The following is a 25,073-nucleotide window of genomic DNA, read 5'->3' as shown; positions in this document are numbered from 1 at the left end:
GATTAACCAGAGCCTGGCTGCATTTTGGCGTGCTTCTGTGATTTAGTAGTTATGTGCCTTGATGTACACATTGTTATTGGCGGGTGTTTCTTCCAGAATCACCCAGCCACGTCCATACCAGTCGATATAGTCACGTATCTCGCCTGGCCCGATCTCTTTGCTTGAGAGCTTCCTTTGTAAGCACACCTGTTTTAGTTCCACGCACTTTTTGAGAGTTCCGGTTTTTCAGCCATCAGCCGGTATTCTTCCGGCGTCAGGTTATTCAGGGATTCATGGGGACGCTCGCTGTTGTATTCATTCAGCCAGCGTGCCGTAATTTCCCGTGCTTCATTCAGTGTTCTGAACAGGTAAAAATCCAGTATTTCTGTCCGGTACGTCCTGTTAAAACGTTCGATAAACGCATTCTGCGTCGGCTTACCCGGCTTGATAAATTCCAGTGCCACACCATGTTCTTCAGCCCACTGCGCAAGTGTCAGTGAGACCAGTTCCGGGCCGTTGTCCATCCTCAGTTTCAGCGGATACCCCCGGTTCGCCACTATCCTGTCCAGCACTCTGACCACCCGCTGCGCCGGGATATTCAGATCAATTTCTATTGCGAGGGCTTCGCGGTTAAAGTCATCCACCACATTGAAAGTCCGGAAACGCCTGCCGCAGACCAGCGCATCATGCATAAAGTCTATCGACCAGCTCTGGTTAAGTGCCTCAGGTGTCACCAGTGGCGCCGGGTTACGTACCGGCCTTGCGGCGAAAATTCAGTTTCAGCAGGCAATAAATCCGGTGAACGCGTTTATGGTTCCAGGTGTTACCCTGCCTGCGCAGCAACTGGAACAACTTCTTAAAACCGTATCGCGGGTAGCGCTCTGCCAGCTCAGTCAGCAACTGGATCACCGGTTCATCGCGCCGGGTATCTGGCTGGTAAAAATACACCGTCCTGCTCAGCGATAATGTCCTGCAGGCCTGGCGGATGCTCATGGCAAATTGTGCCGTCAGATAGCTGACGAGCTCCCGCTTTATCGCTGGTTTTAAAGCTTTTTTTCGATAACGTCTTTCAGTGCCCGGCATTCAAGGCTGAGATCAGCAAACATCTGTTTTAATCGCCGATTTTCATCCTCCAGGTCTTTCATCTTCTTGATATCAGACGTTTCCATACCGCCAAACTTCGCTTTCCAGTTGTAATAGCTGGCTTCAGAAATACCGGCTTCACGACAGACATCCTTAACGGTACGTCCGGCTTCGACGGACTTCAGAACGGCAATGATCTGGTGTTCGGTGAATCGGGCTTTACGCATGGCGATCTCCTCAGAGGACATAATCAGTATGTCGGAAGATCTCTAAAAGTGAATGGTTCGGTTTACCGGGATACTTACACCACTGCTGCGCGTGAAATGGCTGAACAGGCAACTTTCAACCGCCTGAGTAAATCGATGCCAGAAGCGGCTGCCCACAAACTGGCGAAAGAAACTGCTGATCGTGCGGCAGCGGTCGCAGGTAAAACGGCCTTTGTGGGCACCATGGCAAGCACGGCGCAAGGCCAGGGCGGCATCGATATGCACGACGAGATTAACGCGCTGTCGTTCAATGAACTGATGAACAGTTCGTCATTCCAGAAAGCCTTTACCGCTATTGATACCGATCCGAACAATTCCAATCTAGACGATATGCAAAAAACTGACAATGGCACGCAGCCAGGTAGCAGAGCAGGTCGCCGCGTCTCAGCAATGAGCGTGTCGCTAAGTGAGCGCCTGGCATGTAATAGGGTGGGCTGTTGCCGGTGCTGCGGCTGTCGGGCTGGGATCATGGGGCGCCCACAAATTTATAACTAAGTAATTATTAATTCGGTACTTCTGCATTTCAAACACATAGCCTATTATTTTGTAGGCCCCTAGGCCATTTTTGCCATATGGCATAACAGTTTGAATTCTGTCTGGATGTTGCGAGGAATGTAAGCCTACTTAGTTTTATTCTGTACCTAGATTCTTTATCAGGGGCTGATTGATAATGAAGTTAATATTTTTACTTATTGATGTAGTTGGAAAAACTCTCAATGTGAATTTTCCAAATACCGCTCTATATCTCTCGATAAGCGCTGTTGCTGTTCCAAATCATGAGGCCAAAACTTATTATTTAGAAAATTATTATCAGTATTAAGGATGTTACCATCGCGCTTCATCTCTATTCGTGAAAGAACGTAACACCGCTCTTGATCAATGCCCACACCCCGTTTGTTTATCTCTTCGGTTATGCGAAGCACTGTGTGTCCGTTACTATTGTATGTGCCTAGTGTTTTACACAGATCGTCATTGCTGTATGCAGATATCTGCTGGCTGGATAGGCTTGTGGCAGCGCACCCGGATAAAACCAGTGCCATTGCTAAGGCTGATTTCATTAGCGCTCCTTGTGGCAAGAGCCTTGGGCAAATGCAACGAATTGGATTGATGTGACTGATATGTCCATGGTGAGTTAATCTACCAGTGTCTTGTTCATAGCACCAAATGGTATCTGGATGTCTGTTTTCAAAACAGAAACAAAGGGTAAACCAATTATTTTTAGTCAATAACGTTTCATGAGTTATGAATCGCTATGGGTTTGTTAGACACCTCAGAGTCATTTAAATTGACTTAAAAAAGAGGTGCCAATGAGCGGTAAACGTTACCCCGACGAGTTTAAAATTGAAGCGAAACAGGTTGTTGATCGTAGTCATTCTGTTTCAAGCGCGGCAACACGCCTTGAAATCACCACTCACAGTCTTTATCCGTGACAACAGTCGTGATTATCCGGTTCGTTTGCTCTGCCGTGTTTTGGATGTTCATCCGAGTAGTTTCTATGCCTGGCTTCAGCAGCCCCATTCACGGTGATAGATACCACACAGACCATAAGCTGACCGGGCTGATTAAGCCGTTTTGGCTTGAATCTTGATGTGTATATGGCTATCGCAAAATCCACCTGGATTTGTGCGCTACGGGTGAAAAATGTGGGGCGAACCGAGTCTGGCGCCTGATGCATGGTGCTGGAATAAAGGCTCAAGTCGGTTATCGCAGGCCAAGATCGTACAAAGGTGAAGCAAGCATTGTGACACCCAACAAGCTCCAGAGACAATTTAACCCGATGGCACCGGATGAGCGCTGGGTGACAGATATAACGTATATCAGGGCGCATGAAGGCTGGTTATAACTTGTGGTGGTGGTCGACCTGTTTTCCCGTAAAATCATTGGCTGGTCGATGCAGGCCAGAATGACGAAGGATATCGTGCTGAATGCACTATAATGCCGTTGCCGAACGTCTTTTCCAGTTTCTCAAACGTGAGCGAATAAACAAAAAGATCTACGGAACACGGCAGGAGGCCCGAAGCGATATTTTTGATTACATCGAAATGTTTTATAACAGCAGACGCCGTCATGGTTCGAGCAATCAGGTGTCACCGAATGAATATGAACAGCAGTATTACCAACGACTCGACCGTGTCTAGATTACCCGCAGCGATTCAAAGGTTGAAGTGGCGATAGCTATCTGCGATTTTCTCCGACGCCACCACTCGGTGAAATGGGACTGTATTGATCTGTCGCAGACTCGATAAGGTTTGCGTCAATTGGCAAAGTACAAGGAAGCATTTCTGCAATGTTTGAACGGATTTTTTCACCTTGATGCAACAATACGTCCCTCATAAGTAACATTCTGGCTTTGTGTCTTGTGATATTTAGACATCCATTGTGGACCCTTTCAGTTGCTGGTGCTAGGATGTTCCCTAAGTGACTACTTAGGGATAACAACATGAAAAAAATATTTTTTTTTGCTATTGGTAATTTGTTTTTTGAATGGTTGTGTTACACAACAACCCCTAAAAAAAGTAACACAATCAGGAAAGCCTGAAGGGATTTATAAAAATAAAACAAAAGAGTCAGTAAAAGATGTTTTGATTGGATACTGTAATCAAAATGGAATGATGGTCTATGATTCTAATGACTCGTCTGTGACTTGTGGTAAAGAGAGAACGGATGCTGCGGGTATTCTTGTTCAGGCAATGATAGGTAACGCTCATTCAACAACACCAGTGCAGAAAATTCTTTTTACAATAGGTAAGCAAGATAAAGACGTGAGAGTTTGGGCAGATATGTGGATTGAGACCCAAATGGCAACGGGGCAGATTAACAAAGCCCAGCTCACAAATAATAATGCAAAAAATGCTATGCAAGACACGCTCGATAAATTAAATCCGTAGTGTTTTTTTAAAGAGCTTAGCTTCTACGTTGTGCTTTTTTATTTCAGAGCTAAAAATGGTTTAACTGTAAGGGTAGTTAATTCGTTCATTGTCTTTCCAATAGGTCAGATGGTAGCGCTTACAGATCGAGATGAAAGCAATGTAGAGTAAACTGAAAAAACAGCAAGAGGTTCGGCTGAAAAGGTTGGATATCCGTATAAAAAAAGGTTTTTGAAGCCAAAAGTTTGGTTGGCAAGAAAAATAAAGCGTTGCATAGGCAACGCTTATTATAAAGCATGTGTTTATCTTTAACGTTAGTTAGATTTATAGATTTTGTATAGGAGTGTTGTCGAAACGTTTGATTAACTCGATAATGACGCGACTATCGCATTTTGGGGCATATTTTTTTATCACATGAAAACTGGCGTCAGCAAAATGACCACATTCTAGACGGATATTCTTACAGTCATTGAAAAATTTTGCTTCAACAATTTTTTTAGTGAGATTCCACGCTGTCTCATAGGTCGGTGAGTTAATCGCAGGGCGTTCGCCGAAAACGATTTCTGTACAATGCAAAGCAAACTCAACGGCGATACCCTCTTCAAACCAGTTAGAACCTTTGGCAAAAGGTGGAGCAGGGCGCGGATCCAAGAGATGGATAGTTTCATGAGCTAATTCATATACAGTTGCATACCAAGAAGTTGATGCAATGGTGCTTAAGCTAGCATACCCACCATCCAAATCAACCGTATTAGAAACATGTGGACCTTCTGCTGGATCAGCGTTAAATTCTGGTGCCAATAATTTCTTCTTTGAATTTCTAGGGCCAAAAATACTCTGTGCGTACTTGTCAAGTTGACGCTGAAGGTTCCAAAGTTCATGCTGTGAATCTTTTGGTAAGGTTCCTGGTATTTTAAAGTTTTTTAATGTAATTATATATAACTCCTTTGCTTTTTTTAATTATGAAAAGTTTTTAACCTTGGTGATGTTTCGAAATTTTTTATATATACATTGTTCATTTTTCATATATACATAAACACAATGTCTTTTATGAAAACCAAGACCGCAGCAATACGTTGGGGAAGACATGGAGTGAATTAACTAGGCCTGTTAAATAACGCTGACTTTTAAAAATGTAAGTGTGTCTAATGACAGTATTAATCATAAAAACCCTTGGTTTATTTCGATGTTGTTTAGTTATTGTATTTTTTGAATGCCCATGTAAAACATTACCTGGATTGTTGTTTTGATTTTTATCTTTGATTGATGATGTTCCAGCGATTACCATCTGAAATATACATATTCAGCCCTCCCTTATCAATTTTTTTAGCGGTGCCATTTATTTGAAAATATGAACTATTAGTCGCATTGTGATTCACAAATATTGATTTCCACTTAAAGGTTATAGGGGATGGGAAATAAACATTAGGTGCCCAAGCCCCATCCTTGGAGTGAATAACAACCAGATTGGCTTTGCTTAATTCGTTAGAGATGGACTTGGCAGTTAAATCGTTGTTATTAACAATCGCTACTGTTGGTGCATCAGGAGAAGCAATAGCGCCAAGATCGCTTACGTTATTAATGCAAGCCTGGTCATTGCATGCTGCTTGAACGACATAAGGATCATTACAGTTGCCATAGGTAGTCGTACTCTGTCGTGCTGTCGTTGTATCATCTCCTATTGGATTTAAAAACGTTGAGCTCTGGGTTCCCATCACATAACAGGAAGAAAGTTGATCATCCCCTTGTGAATATTCTTCAACAAAACCTGAAGATGAGTATAGCTTACCAAATGTTTCTGGAACTTCGATAACACCAACAGTTATCGCTGTACCATCCATCATATCTGTGATAACCCCTGTAACTAGACTCCCTTTTTTTGAAACATCTAATTTGTATTGATGCCCAGTTTTCCATGGCACGATTATCTGGCATTGTACTCCTGAACCTTCATGGTTGAAGTAACCACAATTACCGGTTTTCCACCCTTTTGCATTCCAAATGGAGTCATTAAAAGCATGAGTTCCTTTGCCTCTATTTTGTAAGCCAATATACCCTGAATCTCCTCGCTTAAAATAAAACTGATTCGCCCAGTAGTAATTGGAATTTCTCCCTCCATCGGTGCTTATCTTCTGGAAGAAAGATAATTTATTAAATTCTGAATTTGTGGGCCATGTATGTTCAACTGCAACAATCCCTCCGGCGAGAACAGCATAACTGGACTGACTGATCAAAAAAAGAATGGGCGCTAATGACATTTTTCTAATGCTATACTGCATGTGGTTTACTCCTTAATTAACGTTGGTTTATTGCGGGGTTTAATTTATAAAAAACAATGATTTTAATACTTTCATTTTTCGGCTTTGTTAATTAAATCATATCATTGTGAATTATGATTGATGGGCTATTCATTCATATATAACTACAAGGGTTTCTGTGTGTTTTATATAATAACAAAACATTCAATGAATGAACCATTTCCTGTTAAATAAGAATTATCCGTAGTGATTACAACAATGCTAGAGGTATACAACTTTTAAACTAAAGGATTAACCAAATGACCATTGTCAGAGAATAACTTATCAAGATGAATACGTTGCGCTTTATGAGCATTGATGTTCTGAATATGCGGCGTGAGAAATGCATTATTTCAAAAGATCAGATCGTTAAAGTGTTTGATACTACACAGTAACGTATGTTCGCGCTGTAAAGGAACGGGAAAAATATGCTAGCCCACAATAGTTCTACACCGAATGTGATGGATGTTGGGCACACCAAATACGGTTGCAAACCGTCCAGCAGTATTTTCTGGGTTTTCAGTATGGGATTGATGTTACAGCGATTCATGTGTTCAATGAAAGATCGCATTGATGTTATCCCGGTGGATTATTGCGCTGAAGCCATCATTATGCTCCTTAACAGCGACCTGCCTAATGGAGAGATTGTTCATATATCCGCGGGGGAAGAACATTGTGTGCAGTTCAAAGAAATTGATAATGCAATCGCTGATGCTATGCAGCGGCAGCCAGTTGGCGATAAATACGCTAAGGTCAGTTATGATGTATTGTTAACAATGCGTCGAGACTTGAAGAAAATCTTTGGTCCCTGTAATGAACGGATTATGCTCAAAGCCATGTATCTATATGGCCAATTTGCCGAGTTAAATGTCCGCTTTGATAATCATAAATTATTAAGTTTAGGTATGCCAAAACCACCAAGGTTTACTGATTACATTGGCTTGTGTGTGAATAGCACTCGTCATTTATCTATACCGCAACAGATGATGGTTGATTTTAAATAAAAGAGAATAACGACCAGTCATGCAAGACATAAAAATACAGCGTTAATCAGCGCTACCAACATCCGTGCTATCCAAATCAGCCCAGCGGTCATCGCTGGGCTGATTTGGGTTTAAAAGCAGGGAACGCTGTTGTGGAGCAACGATAAGGACTTGCCCACAACGATAGCCACAACAATCATGATCATTGTGATTTTACTCATTGTACTTCTCCTTATTTCCTTGGCAGAGTCATTTATATACAGTGACTTTTCGCCTTGAGGCCGTGTTTTAAAACGCCGATGAACCCAAAGATACTGCTCAGGTGCACGCAATATTTCGCGCTCGATGACCTTGTTGATGTAGGTTGCTGCCGCAGACTCATCGTCTTTCGGGTAATCGACCAATTCTGGCTCGATAATTAGCGTATAGCCCGTAAGATCTGGTTTTCTGATCAGCGTGATGGTCAACATAGGCGCACCGGACAGACGGGAAAGGACGTAAGTTCCGTTGGTTGTTGCCACATCGCTGACGGCGAAGAAGGGCGCAAAGGTGCTGCCTTTCGGGCCGTAATCCTGATCGGGAGCAAACCAGACGGCTTCTCCCTGGCGCAAAGCGGCGACCATGGCCTTTAGATTTCGGCGATCGATCATCGCTTTGTTGGAGCGCATTCTGCCTTTAGTCTGCACCCACTCTAACAGGCGATTATTGTGTGGGCGATACATCGCCATCATCGGCTGGCACTGGCCCATGGCACGACCACCCAACTCCAACGACATAAAATGCACACCAACCACCATTACACCGCGTTTGTTCTCTTGAGCACGTTGGAGGTTTTGCAAACCCTGGACGTCAAATAATTTACGAATGCGCTCGTTGGGCCAAAACCAGGCAATCCCGGTTTCAACCAGTGCCATCCCCAGCGACGCGAAATTTCCGGCAATAAGCCTTTCTTGCTCTTGGTCGTTTAACGTAGGGAAGCAAAGTTTAAGATTCCTGCGCGCGATGGTTTCTCTTCGTTTAAGAAATGGCCGAGACAACCGACCAAAGAGGGCACCCAGACGAATCAGAACCGGGTAGGGCAGTTGGACCAAAAGGAAAAGTACCGTAACACCAAACCAGGTTAGCCAGTAGCGGGAGTGAAAAAAGGCAGGACAAAAACGAACGCTCGAACTCATGATTTTCCTATACGCACTACATAAAAAAAGGGGGATGTATCGCATAAAGAAACAGACTTTCTGTAAGCGGCACACTGGGACGAAAACCCTGATACCTGGGGGGATGTCCTCACTCCAGCAAGCTGCCTGACCTGAAGGATTCAGGAAACGGCGCACTCCTCATTCATACTCGCTCTATGATAGAGGTAAAGTATTCTGCTTATCCAGCGATTTCATTCATCAATTTGCCAATTTGCATGTTCTTTACGAATCTCTTCGATGGCGTTCTGATTTTATTGATGTTGTGCCCTACAAGGTCAGGTAGCGTAATCGGGCGATGGTGGGCAGTCGTGTGGCACAACGCGCTATAAAATTTGATCTCCATAGCTTTTTCACAAAATATCGTTGCTTCTAAAATGAAACAATGTTTCTTTTTTTTGGGGCGTGTGGTATTTTATGACTCTAGGACTGGATATGATTACGTTGTTCTAACGCAGTAGCCTCACAGTAAGCGCCGCGCTTCTGGTTGATCGGTATCAGATGACGGAAGTATGAAGGGGCGATTACAGAGATGCGATGATGTGAATCATATCGCTCTTAATCTCTTCGCTAAATCGATATGGGAATGGTTAAATGAGTAATTATCAGCAGCAGTTTTCTCTTGAAGGTAAAGTGGCTCTGGTCACAGGGGCCTCTTACGGTATTGGTTTTGCCATTGCCAGTGCATTGGGCGAAGCTGGGGCGACAATCGTTTTTAACGATATCAAACAAGATGCGATCGAAAAAGGCCTGGCTGCTTACAAAGACGCTGGTCTGAAAGCGCACGGTTATGTCTTTGACGTAACTGATGAAGCGGCGGTAAACGCAACGGTTAAGAAAATCGAAGAAGAAGTCTGTGTGATTGATATTCTGGTCAACAATGCCGGTATCATTCAACGCACTCCGATGCTTGAAATGGAAGTGTCTGATTTCCGTAAAGTGATTGATGTTGACTTGAACGCGCCTTTCATTGTTTCCAAGGCTGTTTTACCGTCGATGATCAAAAAAGGTCACGGCAAAATCATCAACATCTGTTCTATGATGAGCGAATTGGGTCGCGAAACTGTCGCTGGATATGCTGCGGCAAAAGGCGGCCTGAAAATGCTGACCAAAAATATCTGTTCTGAATTTGGTGAAGCCAACATTCAATGTAACGGCATTGGCCCTGGCTACATCGCTACCCCGCAAACTGCACCGCTGCGTGAAATTCAGGCTGATGGCTCTCGTCATCCGTTTGACCAGTTCATCATCGCAAAAACGCCAGCTGCTCGCTGGGGCACGACCGACGATCTGAAGGGGCCTGCTGTATTCCTGGCGTCCAACGCGTCTGATTTCGTGAATGGCCACATTCTGTACGTTGACGGCGGCATCCTGGCTTACATCGGTAAGCAGCCGTAATTGTTCGTTCACCAGGCTTTTGCTTGGTGAGCAACAGCGTTAACCAACAAACGGGAGCTAAGCTCCCGTTTGCCATTTTGTTACCCAGCCTGCCTGTCACTTAAAAAACGCCTATGGCCCGATTAGGCCAGTCGGCGGCATAAAAATTTTCCTTTTATCACCCCATCGAAAAAACGGCCTTTCGAAACCACTGCTTCGGAAATGTATTTTTTATAAATTCTTTCCGGAACATCTTGGTATTGATAAATCTCACCGTTATGAAAGGCGATTTCTAATATGCGTTTATCGGGATCGTAACCGATCGCGCGAATCCTGGAGGATGTGACTGAATGCCGCAACACCACGTATGTCCTCTATACCTGTCAGCAAAGACAAACTATACGGCATTTAGGAACGTGGCATCCAGCGTTACCTGCATATCACGTGATAGGAAAATTGACTGCTCACTTTGTGATCTGCTGCAATGTTTTTCTGTCTTGCTTACAACGTGTTTTGCACAGGGTGTTGTATATTTTTAATACAGCATGGTGCTGACCACAAGGGAGGATCTGTTGTTATGATTAATTTTGAAAAGATGATTCTCGAATACAGTGACAAGTATGCAGATTTTGCTGCATCGACAGTCGCCTTTATGGAAAGCCAGAAGCGCGAAATATGCGCAGATACAATCGCTCAGAAAATCCCACCGGAAAAAAGAGCCTATTTTGAAGCTCGGTTGAAGCATTACCGCAGTATCTATAAAGCGCAAACGCTGGTTGAGTGATGTGAGGATTGCAGCGGCACTCTGCTTTCCTTGATGCCTTACATCGCTCTCTTTACCAAGGAATCACCATTCATGGATGAAGCAGTTCGTGGTTTGTCAGCAAGTATCCCCCTCGCAATATAGGCATTATCATCCCCATCGGTATGTGATCGCTATCACCGTTGAATTGGGCGTTTAATAGTAGTTAATCGCAATGAGGGTCAGTAACGTTATCGCTCACTGAGCGGAGGAGTTATTTTATGAGTGTTAAAATTTTTTTTTGCAGCAAACAGCCAGAATATCATGCTAATAATCATCTGAATAGTACTGCAAAAACGGAGAGGCCGGTAATCTCCGATAACAGAAAGCTATGGGCGAATCACCTAAAATCAGCAGGGCAAATCAATGATAAGCCGACATTTCCCATCGCAGCGGGTAAGAAAAAAACGTTTATAGGCGCACTGGTACGGTTTATTAAATGTATGCTGCCAGCAACGTGTTCGAATGTTGAACGTCACCGTGACGTCGTGACATCCTCCCGTACAACAGAAACGCTGGATGCTTTAGAACGGCATTTTATCAGCGCTGCCACTAGCGCAATGTTGGCATTGGGGCGTGATCCTTCGTCATTGCTGGATCAAGCTCAGCAGAAACTGCACGTGGAAAACAGAGCCCTCACCAAGCAGGATTTACAGAGAGCGAAAACCATAAAGCCACTATTGATAGACGGGTTGACGAGAGAGTTTATCAATCTAGGATTTCCGAAAAAAGAAGCAAAAGCACAAGCCAAACAAGCTTTTGCGGCGGGTTTGCGCGAGGTGCTAAATACCCAGAAATGGGAAACTATCGATACGCGTTTTCAACATAACAATGTGGACTATCAGTGTACACTCACGCCTGCGGGGCAGATGAAGCAGGGGGAGAATTGTATTTTTCATACACGCTACAATGATGGGGGGATCGCTTCTTCTTCCTCGCAAGAAACCGCCCATTCTACGAATTTATGGCTATCAGAATTCAGTGCCCTCGGTGAAAAGGGAACGCCACAAAAACTGTTTACTGGGATCCGTCACGGCATCTTGTCTCCTTACGGTTTGGCGAAAAATTCAGATGCGCGCTTCTTCGGTGCTCAAACGCGCGCTATGGAAGTGGTTACTGCCGCGCTGTTCGCTCGCCCTGAATTGTTGCGCGATGCTGAGCAAGGAAAAACGGTGGCGCTGAATCTGGCATCAACATCATTGGTTACTGGCGGGGTCGGGGCTGAAAAAGAAATGATGGATGACCAGATGCAGGCATGGGCGCAACTGAGCCAGCAGCAACCGTTGCAGGTTCCGTTAAGGGATGCACAGGGCCATATTTATCACGCCTCGGTTGATCTCAACGTTGCGGCATTCAACTTCGGTGTTAACGAGTTTGCACTCATCGGACATATGGGGTGGAAACAGGCTGATGGTTACAACCAAGCGGGGTTAAAAACGCTGCTCGGCGATGATTTAAGCGTAGCTGCGCCACCAAAAGGATGGGTGGGTGACTATTTGTCTCAACATCCGACGGCAGAGAACGCACAAAAAGTCAGAACGCTAAGCCAGCAGTTAAAAGCCATTTGGGCCGACAAAACGCACCATAGCGATGGCGGTGAACCCTATAAAGCGGCTTTGCGCGTTGCCCTGCTCGCCAATGAAATTGGAGTAATGCCCTGCTGGAACTGCAAGAGCGGTAAAGACAGAACCGGTATGCTGGATGCGGAAATTAAACGTGAAACAGTGAGAATGCATCAGCATGATACGGGTGTGATGAAGCAAGCCCTAAATGTCAGCATACCGGGAAGTGCGCTAAACGGCGCGGAACAACAACTTTTACAGACCATTTTGCTGCACGGTGGTAATAAGGAAGTGCAACAGTATAACACCGGCGCGCCTGGGAATAAGGTGGCTAAATCGTTGCCAAAATTTCTGTCATTGTCCACAAGTCAAAGAATCGGCGACGAGCATGCCTTTAATAATACGCGAGGATTATCTGAGTTCGTTTAGCAATGCTGAAATGTTGCGTTAATATGGTTAAAATGCGGCAAATAAGAAGTAATAATATTGCCATTTATAAGGTGTTTTGTGTGAAATATTAATGGGTTCGGCAGACTGTAAAAACGTGAATAAATCTTGATCTAAATCACAATCGACGAACCCGCTTTTTGGTGTTATGAAAATCCCGTCGTCTGGGAAATGGCTCCATTAATATAAACTGATTCGAGCAAGGTATAACGTTACGTTATGCTGCGGAGGAAATATGTCGGTTATTCGCACATGCCTTAACCTGTTTGGTGGTGATACGGTAATTGTACGGTGTTCTAATACGTTTGATATTCATATGAGTGATTCTACACCGGAATTACATGCCATACCGGAGGTGGTGCAAAGCAACAGTATTAGCATTAGTGCTGAAGATGAGGTTTATTTCACCGTGCCTTATACTGGTGAGTGGAACTTAACCATTAATGCAAAAAATGATACGCCAGAGCATTCTATTAGTTATTTTCCCGCATAATAACGACGTTACTCAGGGATGAGATAAATAAAATAGCGAATATCTTCTTTCTATGGCGCAATATATCGGCTAACGCTGATAGTGACGTAGCGCCTAAGAATAGGCTAAGCGCATTTTTAATGTCAGCGTTTCTGTTTGGTGTTGATTGTTACATTACGGTGCTGGTTTTACCCCAACGCAGCTATCTCATTCTGCCTACCTTCACATCCGCATAGAGTCGCAAACGCATCTTCTCGATGCTGACAATAGCCTTGTCCCCTATACCAAGGTAAGACAATACCTTGAGCCACTGGTAGTGCTGTGATGCTAATCACGCCTCATGGTTATCACTGTTGCCAAGGGCATGCGATGTTTCTTAATTTTAAAGCCTCCTGCAACGAAGCAAACAAAACGCAGCCATACTCTTCACACTCGAACAGATTTTTACGCATTTCTGCTACGCTTGAAGACAAGGTTTTGACAACAAAAGTGTAGTGATGGGTTAGATAACCAGTGAGTAGAGTGTGGCTTGAATACTGGGCGGTACAGAATTACCCGTACCCGTGCGCATTGAACGTGCGCCATTCATCTGTCTCTGTTACTCAGGCACGGCGTCATTATCTTAACGTTATGAACATCAGTAGCGTAGAGGACATTGTATGAGCCAGGCACCAAGACTAAAAGATGAGGCAAAACGCTTGGCTGCCTTGAGCGAATATGGCATCGACCAGGAGCTGTGCGATCCTGGTTTGAATAATTTGCTCAATTTGGCGGCAAATGTATTTAATGTCCCCATCGTACTGGTGTCCCTGATTGAAGAACAGCGTCAGCTATTGGCTGCTGGCTTAGGTATCTCGGTTTGCGAAACGTCCCGTGAAGCCTCTTTCTGCGCGCATGCCATTTTGCGGCGCAAGATCATGGTTATTCCTGATGCCAGGCTCGATGCGCGCTTTAAAGACAATCCCATGGTCATCGGAACACCTCATATCCGTTTCTATGCGGGGATACCGTTACGCACGCTATCAGGTTATGCTATTGGGACATTGTGCATCATTGACCTTAAACCCCGGCGTACGCTGAGCGCCCGAGACGAACATAACATGCAGGATTTAGCCGCACTGGTAATGGACAGACTGGAAATGCGGCGACTTGAATTGGCGCGAAACGCCAGTCAGGTTCGCTTTGAGAATATTGCCAACACCTCACCAGACTCAATTATCTGTTTGAATTATAAGGGAATTATCACATTTTGGAATGCGTCAGCGGAGAAAATGCTCGAATATTCCCGGGCGCAAATTACTGGCAATAACATCGATACGATTGTTCCCAAGGCTTTTATCGAAAAATTCAACGCCGTGGTGAGTGATAAGGAAGCCCTCATCAAAGGTGTCACCGTCGAACTGAACGTTCAAAGCCGCAGTGGTGCTCTGATTCCGGTAGAGCTCTCTGTTTCCATGTGGGCAGATGACTTTACCGTGAGCTACGGTGCTATTCTGCGTGATATCACCGAGCGGCGACGCAACGAAGAGCGCTTGTTTTTGTTGGCGCACATGGACCCGCTGACAGGGTTGGCAAACCGAACGCTATTGACCTCCAGTCTTGAACAGGCACTGAAAGATGAACCGGCCATTTGTGTCATGATGGTCGATCTGGACGGATTCAAAGATGTGAACGACAGCCTTGGGCACGCTCGGGGTGATGAAATACTGGTCAGCGTCGCGAAAAAGATACAATCTAGCGTCCGCGCAGGGGATCTGGTGGCGCGGATGGGGGGCGACGAATTTGCGGTGTTGCTGCCCGGCGTAAGTGATTTCAAACTCGCCGCCGAGACGGCGGAGCGCATTATCCAGGAAATTTCGCAGGCGATGATCGTGGAAGAACACCAGATCAACATCAGCGCCAGCGTGGGCATAGTGCTTTATCCTATGCATGGCATTACGGCACAGGATTTGCTGACCAGCGCCGATTTGGCACTCTATCAGGCAAAAGCGGAGGGGCGCAATTGCCACCGTTTCTTCACGCGCGAAATGCGTGAGACCTTTCAAGCCAAGCATGCATTTCAATTGGAGTTTATTCGCGCCTACGAACAGAGTGAGTTTGAGGTTTTTTATCAACCTCAAGTCAACCTGATCACCAATGAGATTATCGGTGCCGAGGCATTATTACGCTGGCGGCATCCACAAAAAGGGTTGCTGGGACCCGGTGCATTTTTGGCGGCACTGGAACGTGGCCCATGGGCTGAACGTATCGGCGATTGGGTGGTTGAAACTGCCTGTCGTCAAGCGGCAGAGTGGTGTGGTGCAGGGGCCAAAAATTTCCGTATCAGTATTAACTTGTTCAGCGCCCAGTTTCGTTCTGGCACCCTGGCGCAAAAGATAGAGCAGGTGCTGGCGCGCACCGGGCTTGATGCGGGTTCGCTGGAGTTGGAAATTACAGAAAACATCATCTTGCTAACGTGCATCACCGTGTGCGATTGCTTTATGGCGATGGCCTGCACATCCGCAGATTGGAGCCGGGCACGGAAATTGTTTTTTATATTCCTCGCGTGGCCGACTCTGCGCGTATGGTGCCGGAAAATAATGTGATGGCCACGCTGGTCGCAGGAGATAAGCGGTGAAAGCCATTATTGTTGAAGATGAGTTCCTGGCACAGGAAGAACTCAATTATATGATTCGCCAGCACAGCGACATTGAGATCGTGGCGACGTTTGACGATGGCATGGATGTGCTGAAATACCTGCAACAAAACGATGTTGATGCCATTTTTCTTGATATCAACATTCCATCCCTCAATGGGGTCTTTCTCGCGCAAAATATCAGCAAGTTTGCACAAAAGCCGTACATCATCTTTATCACCGCGTATAAGGAACATGCGGTTGAAGCCTTTGAAGTGGATGCGTTTGACTATATTCTCAAACCGTATCATGAGGCGCGTATCGTCACCATGTTGCAAAAGCTGGAAAATGCCTGGCAGCTACGGCAATCCGTTCCGACGCCGGAAAACATCAGCGCCGCTAATGCGCCTCGCATTGGGCAACATACCATCAACTTGATGAAAGATGAGCGTATTATTGTCACCGATATCAATCAAATCTATTACGCAGCGGCACAGGAAAAAGTGACGTTGGTCTATACCCGGCGTGAAACCTTCATCATGCCAATGAACATTACAGAGTTTTGCAGCCGGTTACCGGAAGAGGTGTTCTTTCGCTGCCACCGTTCTTACTGCGTCAACCTGACGAAAATTCGCGAAATCGTTCCCTGGTTCAACAATACCTACATCCTGCGGTTGCACGAGTTGGAATTTGAGGTGCCCGTGAGTCGCAGTAAGGTAAAAACCTTCCGTGCATTGATGCGCCTGTAACGGCATTTCATTCCGCTCTGACGGCATCTCATTCCTGATTCGATCTTTTCACGTCACGCCGCTTGTAGACTGGCCGCAACACGTAAGCGGGTGGTCTAAGGTGCAGGTGCCATTGTCCATTTTGCTTACCTTCTTTGATGTTCCTTCAGGGAACCGTTTTACTAAGAGGTCGGCCTATGAATGCCAAACCAACACGTCGCGGCCAGATCGTACTCGGTACGATCATCGCGCAAATGGGGCTGGGGACTATTTATACCTGGAGCCTGTTTAACCAACCGCTGGTCGATATTTTCGGATGGTCGCTCAGCGCTGTGGCAACGACATTCTCCATCACCAGTTTCAGCCTGGCGTTTGCGACACTGTTTGCGGGCAAATTGCAGGAGCGCATTGGCATTCGGCGTTTAACGCTATGCGCTGGTATCGTGCTGGGCCTGGGATTAATGGCCAGTTCAGGAGTGACCTCCTTAATGGGGATGTACTTGCTGATGGGCGTTGTGGTTGGTTTTGCCGATGGCACGGCGTATATCACTACGCTGTCCAACCTGATCAAATGGTTCCCTGAACGCAAAGGGTTGATTGCCGGTATTTCCGTGGGGGCATTCGGTACCGGAAGCCTGGTATTTAAATACATCAACAGCTTTTTGATCTCAGAAGTGGGCGCATCCCATGCCTTTTTCTATTGGGGGCTGATGGCGATGGTTATGATCGGACTGGGTAGTACCTTGCTGAAAGAGCCGCCAACGCATGCCGCCAATGGAAAAACCGCAATTACGTACGGTACGCGGGATTTTACCCTCGGCGAAATGCTGGGGACCAAAGAGGCCTATCTGCTGTTCGTGATTTTCTTTACGGCGTGCATGAGTGGCTTGTACCTGATTGGCGTGGTAAAAGATATCGGCGTGGAAATGGCGGGAATGGACAGACAAATGGCGGCAAATGCCGTGTCAGCCATCGCTATTTTCAACACGGTAGGGCGTATTGTGCTGGGAGCCATGTCGGATAAAGTCGGTCGCCTGCGCGTTGTTAGCGGGACGCTTCTGGTGACTGCACTGGCAGTGACGGTTATGGCCTTCTTGCCATTGTCACCCGTGCTGTTTTTCATCTGTGTCAGCGCCATTGCCTTCTGTTTTGGCGGCAATATCACCGTGTTCCCGGCCATTGTCGGCGACTTCTTCGGTCTGAAACATCACAGTAAAAACTATGGCGTGATTTATCAGGGATTTGGTATCGGTGCGCTGTCCGGTTCTTTCATTGCGGCACGGCTGGGCGGTTTTCATGCTACCTTTATCGCGATCGCGATACTGTCAGCTCTGTCACTACTGATTGCGCTCTGGATAAAACCGCCGAAGCATACCCGCTCGCAACCTGATATGCCTGCGACAGTGGCGCATGCCCGCGGATAATACGCTGTACTAACGACATAAATCCCTTATTATGCAGAGCCCCTGGGTTTTTACCCGGGGGCTTTTTTATGGCGCGGTTTCACGGGTATGATTCCGGCGTGATGACAGGCTGAACGGTTGTACGGCGTGTCGCGACGGGGCAGGTTATTACAAAATGTAAAGTTATGTCGTTTTAGCGATAGGAAGATTAAGAATGCTTGAAAACGGCGTGATAACCCATACCATCGTGTTGTGAACGATGTTAATCCCTTTAAAGAGGAAATCAGACTGTTATGATGCGTATTGCGCTTTTCCTGATCACCAACCTGGCGGTGATGTTGGTCTTCGGGCTGGTTCTCAGCCTGACGGGAATTCGGTCCAGCAGTGTCCAGGGGCTTATGATCATGGCTGGCCTGTTTGGCTTTGGTGGTGCGTTCGTTTCGCTGCTGATGTCCAAATGGATGGCTCTACGCTCGGTGGGCGGTGAAGTGATCGAACAACCGCGTAATGAAACGGAGCGTTGGTTGCTTGACACCGTGCTGGTACAATCGCAGCAGGCTGGCATTGCGATGCCACAGGTTGCTATTTATCACGCACCTGATATCAACGCCTTCGCGACGGGTGCACGCCGTGATGCGTCGCTGGTGGCCGTCAGCACCGGTTTGCTGCAAAACATGAGCCGTGATGAAGCTGAGGCGGTTATTGCCCACGAAATCAGTCACGTGGCGAACGGTGATATGGTGACCATGACGCTGATTCAAGGCATAGTGAACACCTTTGTTATCTTCATCTCGCGCCTGATTGCACAGGTGGCATCCGGTTTCCTTTCAGGCAACCGCGACGAAGGTGAAAGCAGCAACGGTAACCCGCTGGTCTATTTTGCCGTGGCAACGGTACTGGAGCTGGTGTTTGGTATTCTTGCTAGCATCATTACCATGTGGTTCTCGCGCTACCGTGAGTTCCATGCGGATGCCGGGTCGGCGAAGTTAGTGGGCCGCGAGAAGATGATCGCCGCGTTGCAGCGTCTGAAAACCAGCTACGAACCGCAGGAAGAAGGTAGCATGATGGCGTTTTGTATCAACGGCAAATCAAAATCTTTCAGCGAGTTATTTATGTCACACCCGCCGTTGGATAAGCGCATCGAGGCGCTGCGTAGCGGTGCTTATCTGAAATAAAACTTCCGCAAAAACAAACCATTCCACAACAGGGAGCCCATTGCGGGCTCCCTGTCTGCTATAACGTGTTATCCTCTATATCTCTGTCTTGATAGCATGAATTCCTTTTTTGCCGGGAAAACAGGGGATGAAAATCAGGAGAATGTTTCATAAAATAAAACCGTGATCACTGAAAAATGAAACATTGTTTCTATAATGCTGGTATTACAGATCTATCGCATCAGGGTGGCTGTGAGTCGCAAGACTTGTGTCCTCTGCTGGTGATAGCCGTATTCTTTTCGATATGTTCTAAGGATTTACGATGGCCAAAGGCAAAAAGATTCCCCTCTCGTTTCATACCTATCAAGACGCAGCAACTGGCACCGAAGTGGTGCGTTTAACGCCTCCCGATGTTATTTGCCATCGAAACTATTTCTACCAGAAGTGCTTCTCCAATGACGGAAGCAAACTGTTGTTCGGCGGCGCATTTGATGGCCCCTGGAACTACTACCTGCTGGATCTGAACACCCAGGAAGCGACACAACTGACGGAAGGTAAAGGCGACAACACCTTTTGTGGTTTCATGTCTCCTGAAGATGATGCGCTGTACTATGTGAAGAACACCCGCAACCTGATGCGTGTCGATCTGAACACGTTGGAAGAAACCACGATTTATCAAGTACCGGATGAGTGGGTAGGTTACGGCACCTGGGTTGCCAACTCCGATTGCACCAAGATGGTGGGGATCGAGATCAAGAAAGAAGACTGGCAGCCACTGACCGACTGGAAGAAATTTCAAGAGTTCTATTTCACCAATCCGTGCTGTCGCCTGATCCGTATCGATCTGAAAACCGGCGAAGCGCAGACCATTCTGCAAGAAAAACGCTGGTTGGGTCACCCGATCTATCGTCCTGGCGACGACAACACCGTCGCGTTCTGCCATGAAGGTCCACATGACCTGGTTGATGCCCGTATGTGGTTCATCAATGAAGACGGCAGCAACATGCGTAAAGTCAAAGAGCATGCGGAAGGTGAAAGCTGCACGCACGAATTCTGGGTGCCGGATGGCTCTGCCATGATCTATGTGTCTTATCTGAAAGATGACACCAACCGTTATATCCGCAGCATCAACCCGGTTACGCTGGAAGATACGCAACTGCGCGTTATGCCGCCATGCTCTCACCTGATGAGTAACTATGACGGCACGCTCCTGGTTGGTGACGGCTCTGATGCGCCGGTTGATGTACAAGATGACGGCGGTTACAAAATCGAAAACGATCCGTTCCTGTATGTGTTTAACCTGCAAACCGGCAAAGAGCACCGTGTTGCGCAGCACAACACCTCATGGAAAGTGTTGGAAGGCGATCGTCAGGTAACGCACCCGCATCCGTCCTTTACGCCGGACAATAAACGCATCCTGTTTACCTCGGATGTGGATGGCAAACCAGCCCTTTATCTTGCCGCCGTACCTGATTCAGTTTGGAAGTAAACCCAGAACCCCATCCCGGCAACGGAATGGGGTTTTTTCTATTCGTCGCTGTGTTCTCGGTGACGAATAGAATAAGCCCTGAATATTTCACGTTGCAGTAAGATCGTTAGCAAGCGAGTGGCGTCCGATAAACTTATAAAGATAAGTGATTCGGGCAAGCGAGCGTCGCTAACGCCACCGTAGTGTGAAGTGTAACGGGTATAATAACTTTAATAATAAGCAAGTCCCTTGATTATCGTTATTGTTCCATTGCCATAATCAGTGTGTTCCCTTTATACTAAAACCATCGTTCTATTTTTTTTAAAACAAAAAAAACTGAGTAGGGTACCCAAAAAAATGGCTATTGCAGATTTAGATAAACAGCCCGATTCCGTGTCGTCCGTTTTGAAAGTTTTTGGTATTTTGCAGGCATTAGGTGAGGAAAGAGAGATCGGTATTACGGAACTCTCCCAGCGCGTCATGATGTCTAAAAGTACAGTCTACCGTTTTTTGCAGACGATGAAGTCCTTGGGATATGTCGCGCAGGAAGGCGAATCCGAGAAGTATTCGTTAACGCTTAAATTGTTCGAACTGGGCGCCAAGGCGTTGCAAAACGTAGATTTGATTCGTAGTGCTGATATTCAGATGCGCGAATTGTCTGCGCTGACGAAAGAAACCATCCACCTCGGTGCGTTGGATGAAGATGGTATCGTTTATATTCACAAGATCGATTCCATGTACAACCTGCGCATGTATTCTCGCATTGGTCGTCGCAACCCGCTGCACAGTACTGCCATTGGTAAAGTGTTGCTGGCATGGCGCGATCGTGACGAAGTGGTTGAAATCCTGAGTAAAGTGGAATTTACCCGCAGTACGCCGCATACGGTGGGTAGCGCGGAGGAGTTGTTACCTCTGCTGGATACCGTACGTGTGCAAGGGTATGGGGAAGATAAGGAAGAGCAGGAAGAAGGCTTGCGCTGTATCGCTGTGCCTGTCTTTGACCGTTTCGGCGTGGTGATTGCCGGATTGAGTATTTCATTCCCTACCATTCGCTTTGCAGAAGAGAGCATGCACGAATATGTTGCCATGTTGCATCACGCAGCAAAAAACATCTCCGAGCAGATGGGCTATCACGACTATCCGTTCTGAATCGTCTTTCGCTGAACAAACGATTGCTTCTCAAAAAGCCTGCCTGTCGGTGGGTTTTTTAACATCTGGGGATGGGAATAATGACTGAGCATGTGAACCTCTATGGACAACCTGTCGGCGAAGCGCTTCCTTTATGGTCGGCGCGGTCGTTTCCAGCGCGTATCACGCTCACCGGACATTATTGTCGGGTTGAACCATTGTGCGTGGCACGGCACGTCGATGCGCTTTATGCGGCATACGCCGCCGCACCGGATGGTCGCGATTGGACCTATATGTTTGTCGGCCCGTTTCGCGACAAGGAGGCATATCGTGCTTATCTGACCGCGACAGAACAGCAGCAAGATAGCCAGTGCTATGTGGTTATCGACACACGCACGGATAATGCGGTAGGCACGTTTTCATTGATGCGCGTTGATGTGAACAACGGCGTTATCGAAGTCGGTTCTGTTGCTTTTTCCCCTGCCTTAAAACGTACGCCACTTGCGACAGAAGCGCATTTTTTGCTGATGGGCTATGTTTTCGAACAACTGCACTATCGTCGCTATGAGTGGAAGTGCGATAGCCTGAATGCACCGTCGCGCCGTGCTGCTCTGCGTTTGGGGTTTACCTTTGAAGGCATTTTCCGTCAGGCTGTTGTTTATAAAGGACGTGCGCGTGACACAGCCTGGTTCTCCTTGTTGGATAATGAGTGGCCACAGTGCAAGCGGGATTTTCTCGATTGGCTGGCACAAGATAACTTCGATACTGAAGGAAAACAGGTCGAATCGCTGGCCGCTATCAGAGGGTCTCGTCTGAAAGGCAGTTCATGAGCAGGATGTAATAGGCGTGGGCGGCTACGAAGTGATAGTATGACCCGGATATGCTTGGGTTGAGAGTATGAGTTGGGGTTGTTGTGAATATTTTACAGATTGTTTTTATCATGTTGATGGTGCTGTTTGCTGCGCTGGTCTGGTTTTTTGTCAATCGCGCCAGTGTTCGTGCTAATGAAAAGATCCGCCTGCTGCAAGAAATTTTGGAACAGCAACGTATTCAAACCGCGTTGCTTCAATCGTTAGTGCCTGTCACCGCGGATAATACACCGCCTGAGCCTGAAACCCTGTTGCACCCGTCGGCCGCACCTGCGCCAGAATTTGATGCGTTCAACGTAATTCCCGAACGCTAAGGCAAATTGCAACGGTTCCACGCTCGTCTGCATTGCTTATACATAGCGCATGTACCAACGTGATGCCGTGCGTACAATAATCAAAAACCGCAAATGGAAAAGTGAATACAACATGGCAGTAGAGAGTGAACTGGTGTTAAAACGGGGATTGAAGAATCGCCATATTCAATTAATCGCCTTGGGCGGTGCGATAGGCACGGGGCTGTTTTTAGGGATCTCGCAGACCATTCAGATGGCGGGGCCTTCCGTGCTGTTGGGATACGGTGTCGCGGGCATTATTGCTTTCCTGATCATGCGCCAGTTGGGCGAAATGGTGGTTGAAGAGCCGGTTGCAGGGTCGTTTAGCCATTTTGCCTATAAGTATTGGGGCAACTTCGCCGGTTTCCTCGCCGGCTGGAACTACTGGGCAATGTTTATCCTGGTGGGTATGGCTGAACTCACCGCCGTCGGGATCTACATTCAGTATTGGTGGCCTGATGTGCCCACATGGGTATCGGCAGCAGTATTTTTTGTACTGATCAATGCCATCAACTTGGTGAACGTGAAAGTGTATGGTGAAACCGAATTCTGGTTTGCCATCATCAAATTCCTAGTGATCCTTGGCATGATTGGCTTTGGGGCCTGGTTGCTGCTAAGCGGGCAGGGCGGAGAGCAGGCTACGGTACGAAATCTGTGGCAGCATGGTGGCTTTTTCCCGCACGGCGTCAATAGCCTGGTGATGGCGATGGCGGTTATCATGTTCTCTTTCGGTGGATTGGAACTGGTCGGGATCACTGCTGCTGAAGCCGCCGATCCTAAGCGCTCCATCCCGCAAGCGACGAATCAGGTCGTCTACCGCATTCTGATCTTTTATATTGGTTCGCTCGGTATCTTACTGTCGCTCTACCCGTGGCAGAACGTCGTCAGCGGCGGCAGCCCATTTGTGATGATTTTCCATGCGCTGGACAGTAACGCTATCGCCAATGTGCTGAATCTGGTGGTGTTGACCGCTGCGTTATCGGTATACAACAGTGGGGTATACTGCAACAGCCGCATGCTATTCGGCCTCGCGACGCAGGGGAATGCGCCGCGCTGGTTGTCGCGCGTGAATAGTCGCGGTGTACCGGTGCGGTCCATTGCGCTTTCTGCGCTGGCGACCTCGATTGGTGTACTGATTAACTATGTGATGCCAGGTAAGGCCTTTGAGCTTCTGATGGCGCTGGTAGTCTCAACGCTGGTGATTAACTGGATCATGATTTGCGTGGCGCATCTGCGCTTCCGCCATGCGATGGACCAGCGCGGCGTAGTGACCCATTTCAAGGCAATTTTCTATCCTTATGGTAACTACCTGTGCTTACTTTTCCTGGCAGCCATTCTGGTCATTATGTTAATGACGCCAGGCATCCGGATTTCTGTGTTGTTAATCCCGGTTTGGGTGGGCGTTATCTGGTTGGGTTTTTACTGGTCTCAACGTCGTAAAGCGGCAGAAATGCTGGCACATGGTGTGAAAGAATAGCTGGATTACGCGGGATTTCGCCTCATTGCCGGTGTCATCATATCGACACCGGCAATGAAATGCAGTGAAGGATTATTCGACTTTCGCTACGTCGGTCTTGCCTGCTTTTGCATTGGCAACGGCCGCATTCGCCAGCACGATGAAATCTTCGCTGGAGTGCGTGGCACCGGTCACGCCGTCGACGCCTTCAGGGTTTTGCTTCTCGACCAACCCTTGAGCCAGTTTGACCGTATACTCGGTCGGATTGGTGCCGCTCGCTGCTTTCATCTTCTTATTATATTCCACATCCGTGGTTTTCAGATGACCATCTTTTTGGCTGTTGTAGTCAAATTTTACGGCAGCAATCTTCCCATCTTTGTAGGTCACTTCTACAAACGGTTTCCACCCTTTATCATCGAAATTAACGGTTTCAGCGCGGTATGTCCCGTCTTTGATGGCGCCATCGGCAGCGTGAACACCCACAGCGAAAAGGCTTGCCACAACAATGGGTATGAACTTCATTTTCATGGTTTCATCCTCGGTATTCTTATCAGTGTATTTGTGCGTAAATGTATAAAGGAATCTGTCTGTTG

The 25,073-nt window shown here is 46.9% G+C and carries 20 protein-coding genes and 6 pseudogenes; 18 read left to right on the top strand and 8 right to left on the bottom strand.

Going from position 1 to position 25,073, the window contains the following annotated elements:
* Positions 1–42 precede the first annotated feature (42 nt).
* Together K6K13_RS10970 and K6K13_RS10965 are read right to left on the bottom strand one after the other, a co-directional pair.
* Positions 43–201 carry a hypothetical protein gene (locus K6K13_RS10970; RefSeq protein ID WP_222160803.1) on the bottom strand — a complete coding sequence of 53 codons (159 nt, stop codon included), beginning with the start codon at positions 199–201 and terminating at the stop codon, positions 43–45.
* Positions 192–1,289: pseudogene (locus K6K13_RS10965) on the bottom strand (IS3 family transposase). The gene K6K13_RS10970 and the pseudogene K6K13_RS10965 overlap by 10 nt, the downstream one beginning before the upstream one ends.
* Before the next feature lie 48 nt (positions 1,290–1,337).
* On the opposite strand from K6K13_RS10965, the gene K6K13_RS10960 reads away from it, so the two are divergent.
* Positions 1,338–1,823, top strand: a complete 486-nt coding sequence (locus K6K13_RS10960; RefSeq protein WP_222160802.1) for a hypothetical protein — start codon at positions 1,338–1,340, stop codon at positions 1,821–1,823.
* A 218-nt stretch (positions 1,824–2,041) separates the two neighbouring features.
* On the opposite strand, the gene K6K13_RS10955 is transcribed toward K6K13_RS10960, so the two are convergent.
* The gene (locus K6K13_RS10955) at positions 2,042–2,386 is read right to left on the bottom strand and encodes a hypothetical protein (RefSeq protein ID WP_222160801.1); all 345 of its coding nucleotides are present in this window, start codon (positions 2,384–2,386) and stop codon (positions 2,042–2,044) included.
* Positions 2,387–2,635: 249 nt separating this feature from the next.
* Between K6K13_RS10955 and K6K13_RS10950 the strand changes: the two are divergent.
* A pseudogene (locus K6K13_RS10950) lies at positions 2,636–3,466 on the top strand (IS3 family transposase).
* A 342-nt stretch (positions 3,467–3,808) separates the two neighbouring features.
* A complete protein-coding gene (locus K6K13_RS10945; RefSeq protein WP_252120474.1) occupies positions 3,809–4,216 on the top strand; it encodes a hypothetical protein in 408 nt (135 codons plus the stop codon).
* 303 nt (positions 4,217–4,519) lie between these two features.
* On the opposite strand, the gene K6K13_RS10940 is transcribed toward K6K13_RS10945, so the two are convergent.
* Complete coding sequence (locus K6K13_RS10940) at positions 4,520–4,996, bottom strand: hypothetical protein (RefSeq protein ID WP_222160799.1); 477 nt, start codon at positions 4,994–4,996, stop codon at positions 4,520–4,522.
* Positions 4,997–5,448: 452 nt separating this feature from the next.
* Positions 5,449–6,474: a DUF3472 domain-containing protein gene (locus K6K13_RS10935; protein WP_222160798.1), complete on the bottom strand. Its 1,026-nt coding sequence runs from the start codon at positions 6,472–6,474 to the stop codon at positions 5,449–5,451.
* Between the two features lie 485 nt (positions 6,475–6,959).
* Between K6K13_RS10935 and K6K13_RS10930 the strand changes: the two are divergent.
* Positions 6,960–7,496: pseudogene (locus K6K13_RS10930) on the top strand (NAD(P)H-binding protein); the annotation flags it as partial.
* 233 nt (positions 7,497–7,729) lie between these two features.
* Here the strand turns inward: K6K13_RS10930 and lpxP are convergent.
* Positions 7,730–8,650: pseudogene (gene lpxP / locus K6K13_RS10925) on the bottom strand (kdo(2)-lipid IV(A) palmitoleoyltransferase); the annotation flags it as partial.
* 612 nt (positions 8,651–9,262) lie between these two features.
* Between lpxP and K6K13_RS10920 the strand changes: the two are divergent.
* Positions 9,263–10,066 carry a gluconate 5-dehydrogenase gene (locus K6K13_RS10920; protein WP_222160796.1) on the top strand — a complete coding sequence of 268 codons (804 nt, stop codon included), beginning with the start codon at positions 9,263–9,265 and terminating at the stop codon, positions 10,064–10,066.
* A 122-nt stretch (positions 10,067–10,188) separates the two neighbouring features.
* Here the strand turns inward: K6K13_RS10920 and K6K13_RS10915 are convergent, their stop codons facing one another.
* Positions 10,189–10,407: a KTSC domain-containing protein gene (locus K6K13_RS10915; protein WP_222160795.1), complete on the bottom strand. Its 219-nt coding sequence runs from the start codon at positions 10,405–10,407 to the stop codon at positions 10,189–10,191.
* Positions 10,408–10,622: 215 nt separating this feature from the next.
* Between K6K13_RS10915 and K6K13_RS10910 the strand changes: the two genes are divergently transcribed.
* The 13 genes and pseudogenes from K6K13_RS10910 (at position 10,623) to K6K13_RS10855 (ending at position 24,501) form a co-directional block, all read left to right on the top strand.
* Positions 10,623–10,829 carry a DNA polymerase III subunit theta gene (locus K6K13_RS10910; RefSeq protein WP_222160794.1) on the top strand — a complete coding sequence of 69 codons (207 nt, stop codon included), beginning with the start codon at positions 10,623–10,625 and terminating at the stop codon, positions 10,827–10,829.
* A gap of 239 nt (positions 10,830–11,068) precedes the next feature.
* Positions 11,069–12,838: an inositol phosphate phosphatase SopB gene (locus K6K13_RS10905; protein WP_222160793.1), complete on the top strand. Its 1,770-nt coding sequence runs from the start codon at positions 11,069–11,071 to the stop codon at positions 12,836–12,838.
* Between the two features lie 253 nt (positions 12,839–13,091).
* On the top strand, positions 13,092–13,349 hold the full coding sequence (locus K6K13_RS10900; RefSeq protein WP_222160792.1) for a hypothetical protein: 258 nt from the start codon (positions 13,092–13,094) through the stop codon (positions 13,347–13,349).
* A 638-nt stretch (positions 13,350–13,987) separates the two neighbouring features.
* Positions 13,988–15,778 (top strand): annotated as a pseudogene (locus tag K6K13_RS10895) (putative bifunctional diguanylate cyclase/phosphodiesterase); the annotation flags it as partial.
* A pseudogene (locus K6K13_RS23205) lies at positions 15,775–15,945 on the top strand (hypothetical protein); the annotation flags it as partial. The pseudogenes K6K13_RS10895 and K6K13_RS23205, both read left to right, overlap by 4 nt.
* Positions 15,942–16,691, top strand: coding sequence for a LytR/AlgR family response regulator transcription factor (locus tag K6K13_RS10890; RefSeq protein WP_222160790.1), 750 nt, complete (start codon positions 15,942–15,944; stop codon positions 16,689–16,691). The pseudogene K6K13_RS23205 and the gene K6K13_RS10890, both read left to right, overlap by 4 nt.
* 176 nt (positions 16,692–16,867) lie before the next feature.
* Positions 16,868–18,094 carry an L-lactate MFS transporter gene (locus K6K13_RS10885; RefSeq protein WP_222160789.1) on the top strand — a complete coding sequence of 409 codons (1,227 nt, stop codon included), beginning with the start codon at positions 16,868–16,870 and terminating at the stop codon, positions 18,092–18,094.
* Between the two features lie 272 nt (positions 18,095–18,366).
* Entirely contained in the window at positions 18,367–19,248 is an 882-nt protein-coding gene (gene htpX / locus K6K13_RS10880) for a protease HtpX (protein WP_222160788.1), read from the top strand.
* Between the two features lie 301 nt (positions 19,249–19,549).
* Complete coding sequence (gene ogl, locus K6K13_RS10875) at positions 19,550–20,716, top strand: oligogalacturonate lyase (protein ID WP_222160787.1); 1,167 nt, start codon at positions 19,550–19,552, stop codon at positions 20,714–20,716.
* A 336-nt stretch (positions 20,717–21,052) separates the two neighbouring features.
* The gene (kdgR, locus tag K6K13_RS10870) at positions 21,053–21,844 is read left to right on the top strand and encodes a DNA-binding transcriptional regulator KdgR (protein WP_222160786.1); all 792 of its coding nucleotides are present in this window, start codon (positions 21,053–21,055) and stop codon (positions 21,842–21,844) included.
* An 80-nt stretch (positions 21,845–21,924) separates the two neighbouring features.
* Positions 21,925–22,653 (top strand): GNAT family N-acetyltransferase, encoded by a 729-nt coding sequence (locus K6K13_RS10865; RefSeq protein ID WP_222160785.1) that lies wholly within the window; start codon positions 21,925–21,927, stop codon positions 22,651–22,653.
* A gap of 110 nt (positions 22,654–22,763) precedes the next feature.
* Positions 22,764–23,006, top strand: a complete 243-nt coding sequence (locus tag K6K13_RS10860) for a YebO family protein (protein ID WP_222161057.1) — start codon at positions 22,764–22,766, stop codon at positions 23,004–23,006.
* A gap of 112 nt (positions 23,007–23,118) precedes the next feature.
* The gene (locus tag K6K13_RS10855; protein ID WP_222160784.1) at positions 23,119–24,501 is read left to right on the top strand and encodes an amino acid permease; all 1,383 of its coding nucleotides are present in this window, start codon (positions 23,119–23,121) and stop codon (positions 24,499–24,501) included.
* Between the two features lie 72 nt (positions 24,502–24,573).
* Here the strand turns inward: K6K13_RS10855 and K6K13_RS10850 are convergent, their stop codons facing one another.
* Positions 24,574–25,008: an FMN-binding protein gene (locus tag K6K13_RS10850; RefSeq protein ID WP_222160783.1), complete on the bottom strand. Its 435-nt coding sequence runs from the start codon at positions 25,006–25,008 to the stop codon at positions 24,574–24,576.
* Positions 25,009–25,073: the final 65 nt, after the last annotated feature.

Origin of the sequence: Symbiopectobacterium purcellii (assembly GCF_019797845.1) — a bacterium.
Taxonomy (GTDB): Bacteria; Pseudomonadota; Gammaproteobacteria; order Enterobacterales; family Enterobacteriaceae; genus Symbiopectobacterium; species Symbiopectobacterium purcellii.
This window is presented reverse-complemented; position numbering and strand designations above follow the sequence as displayed.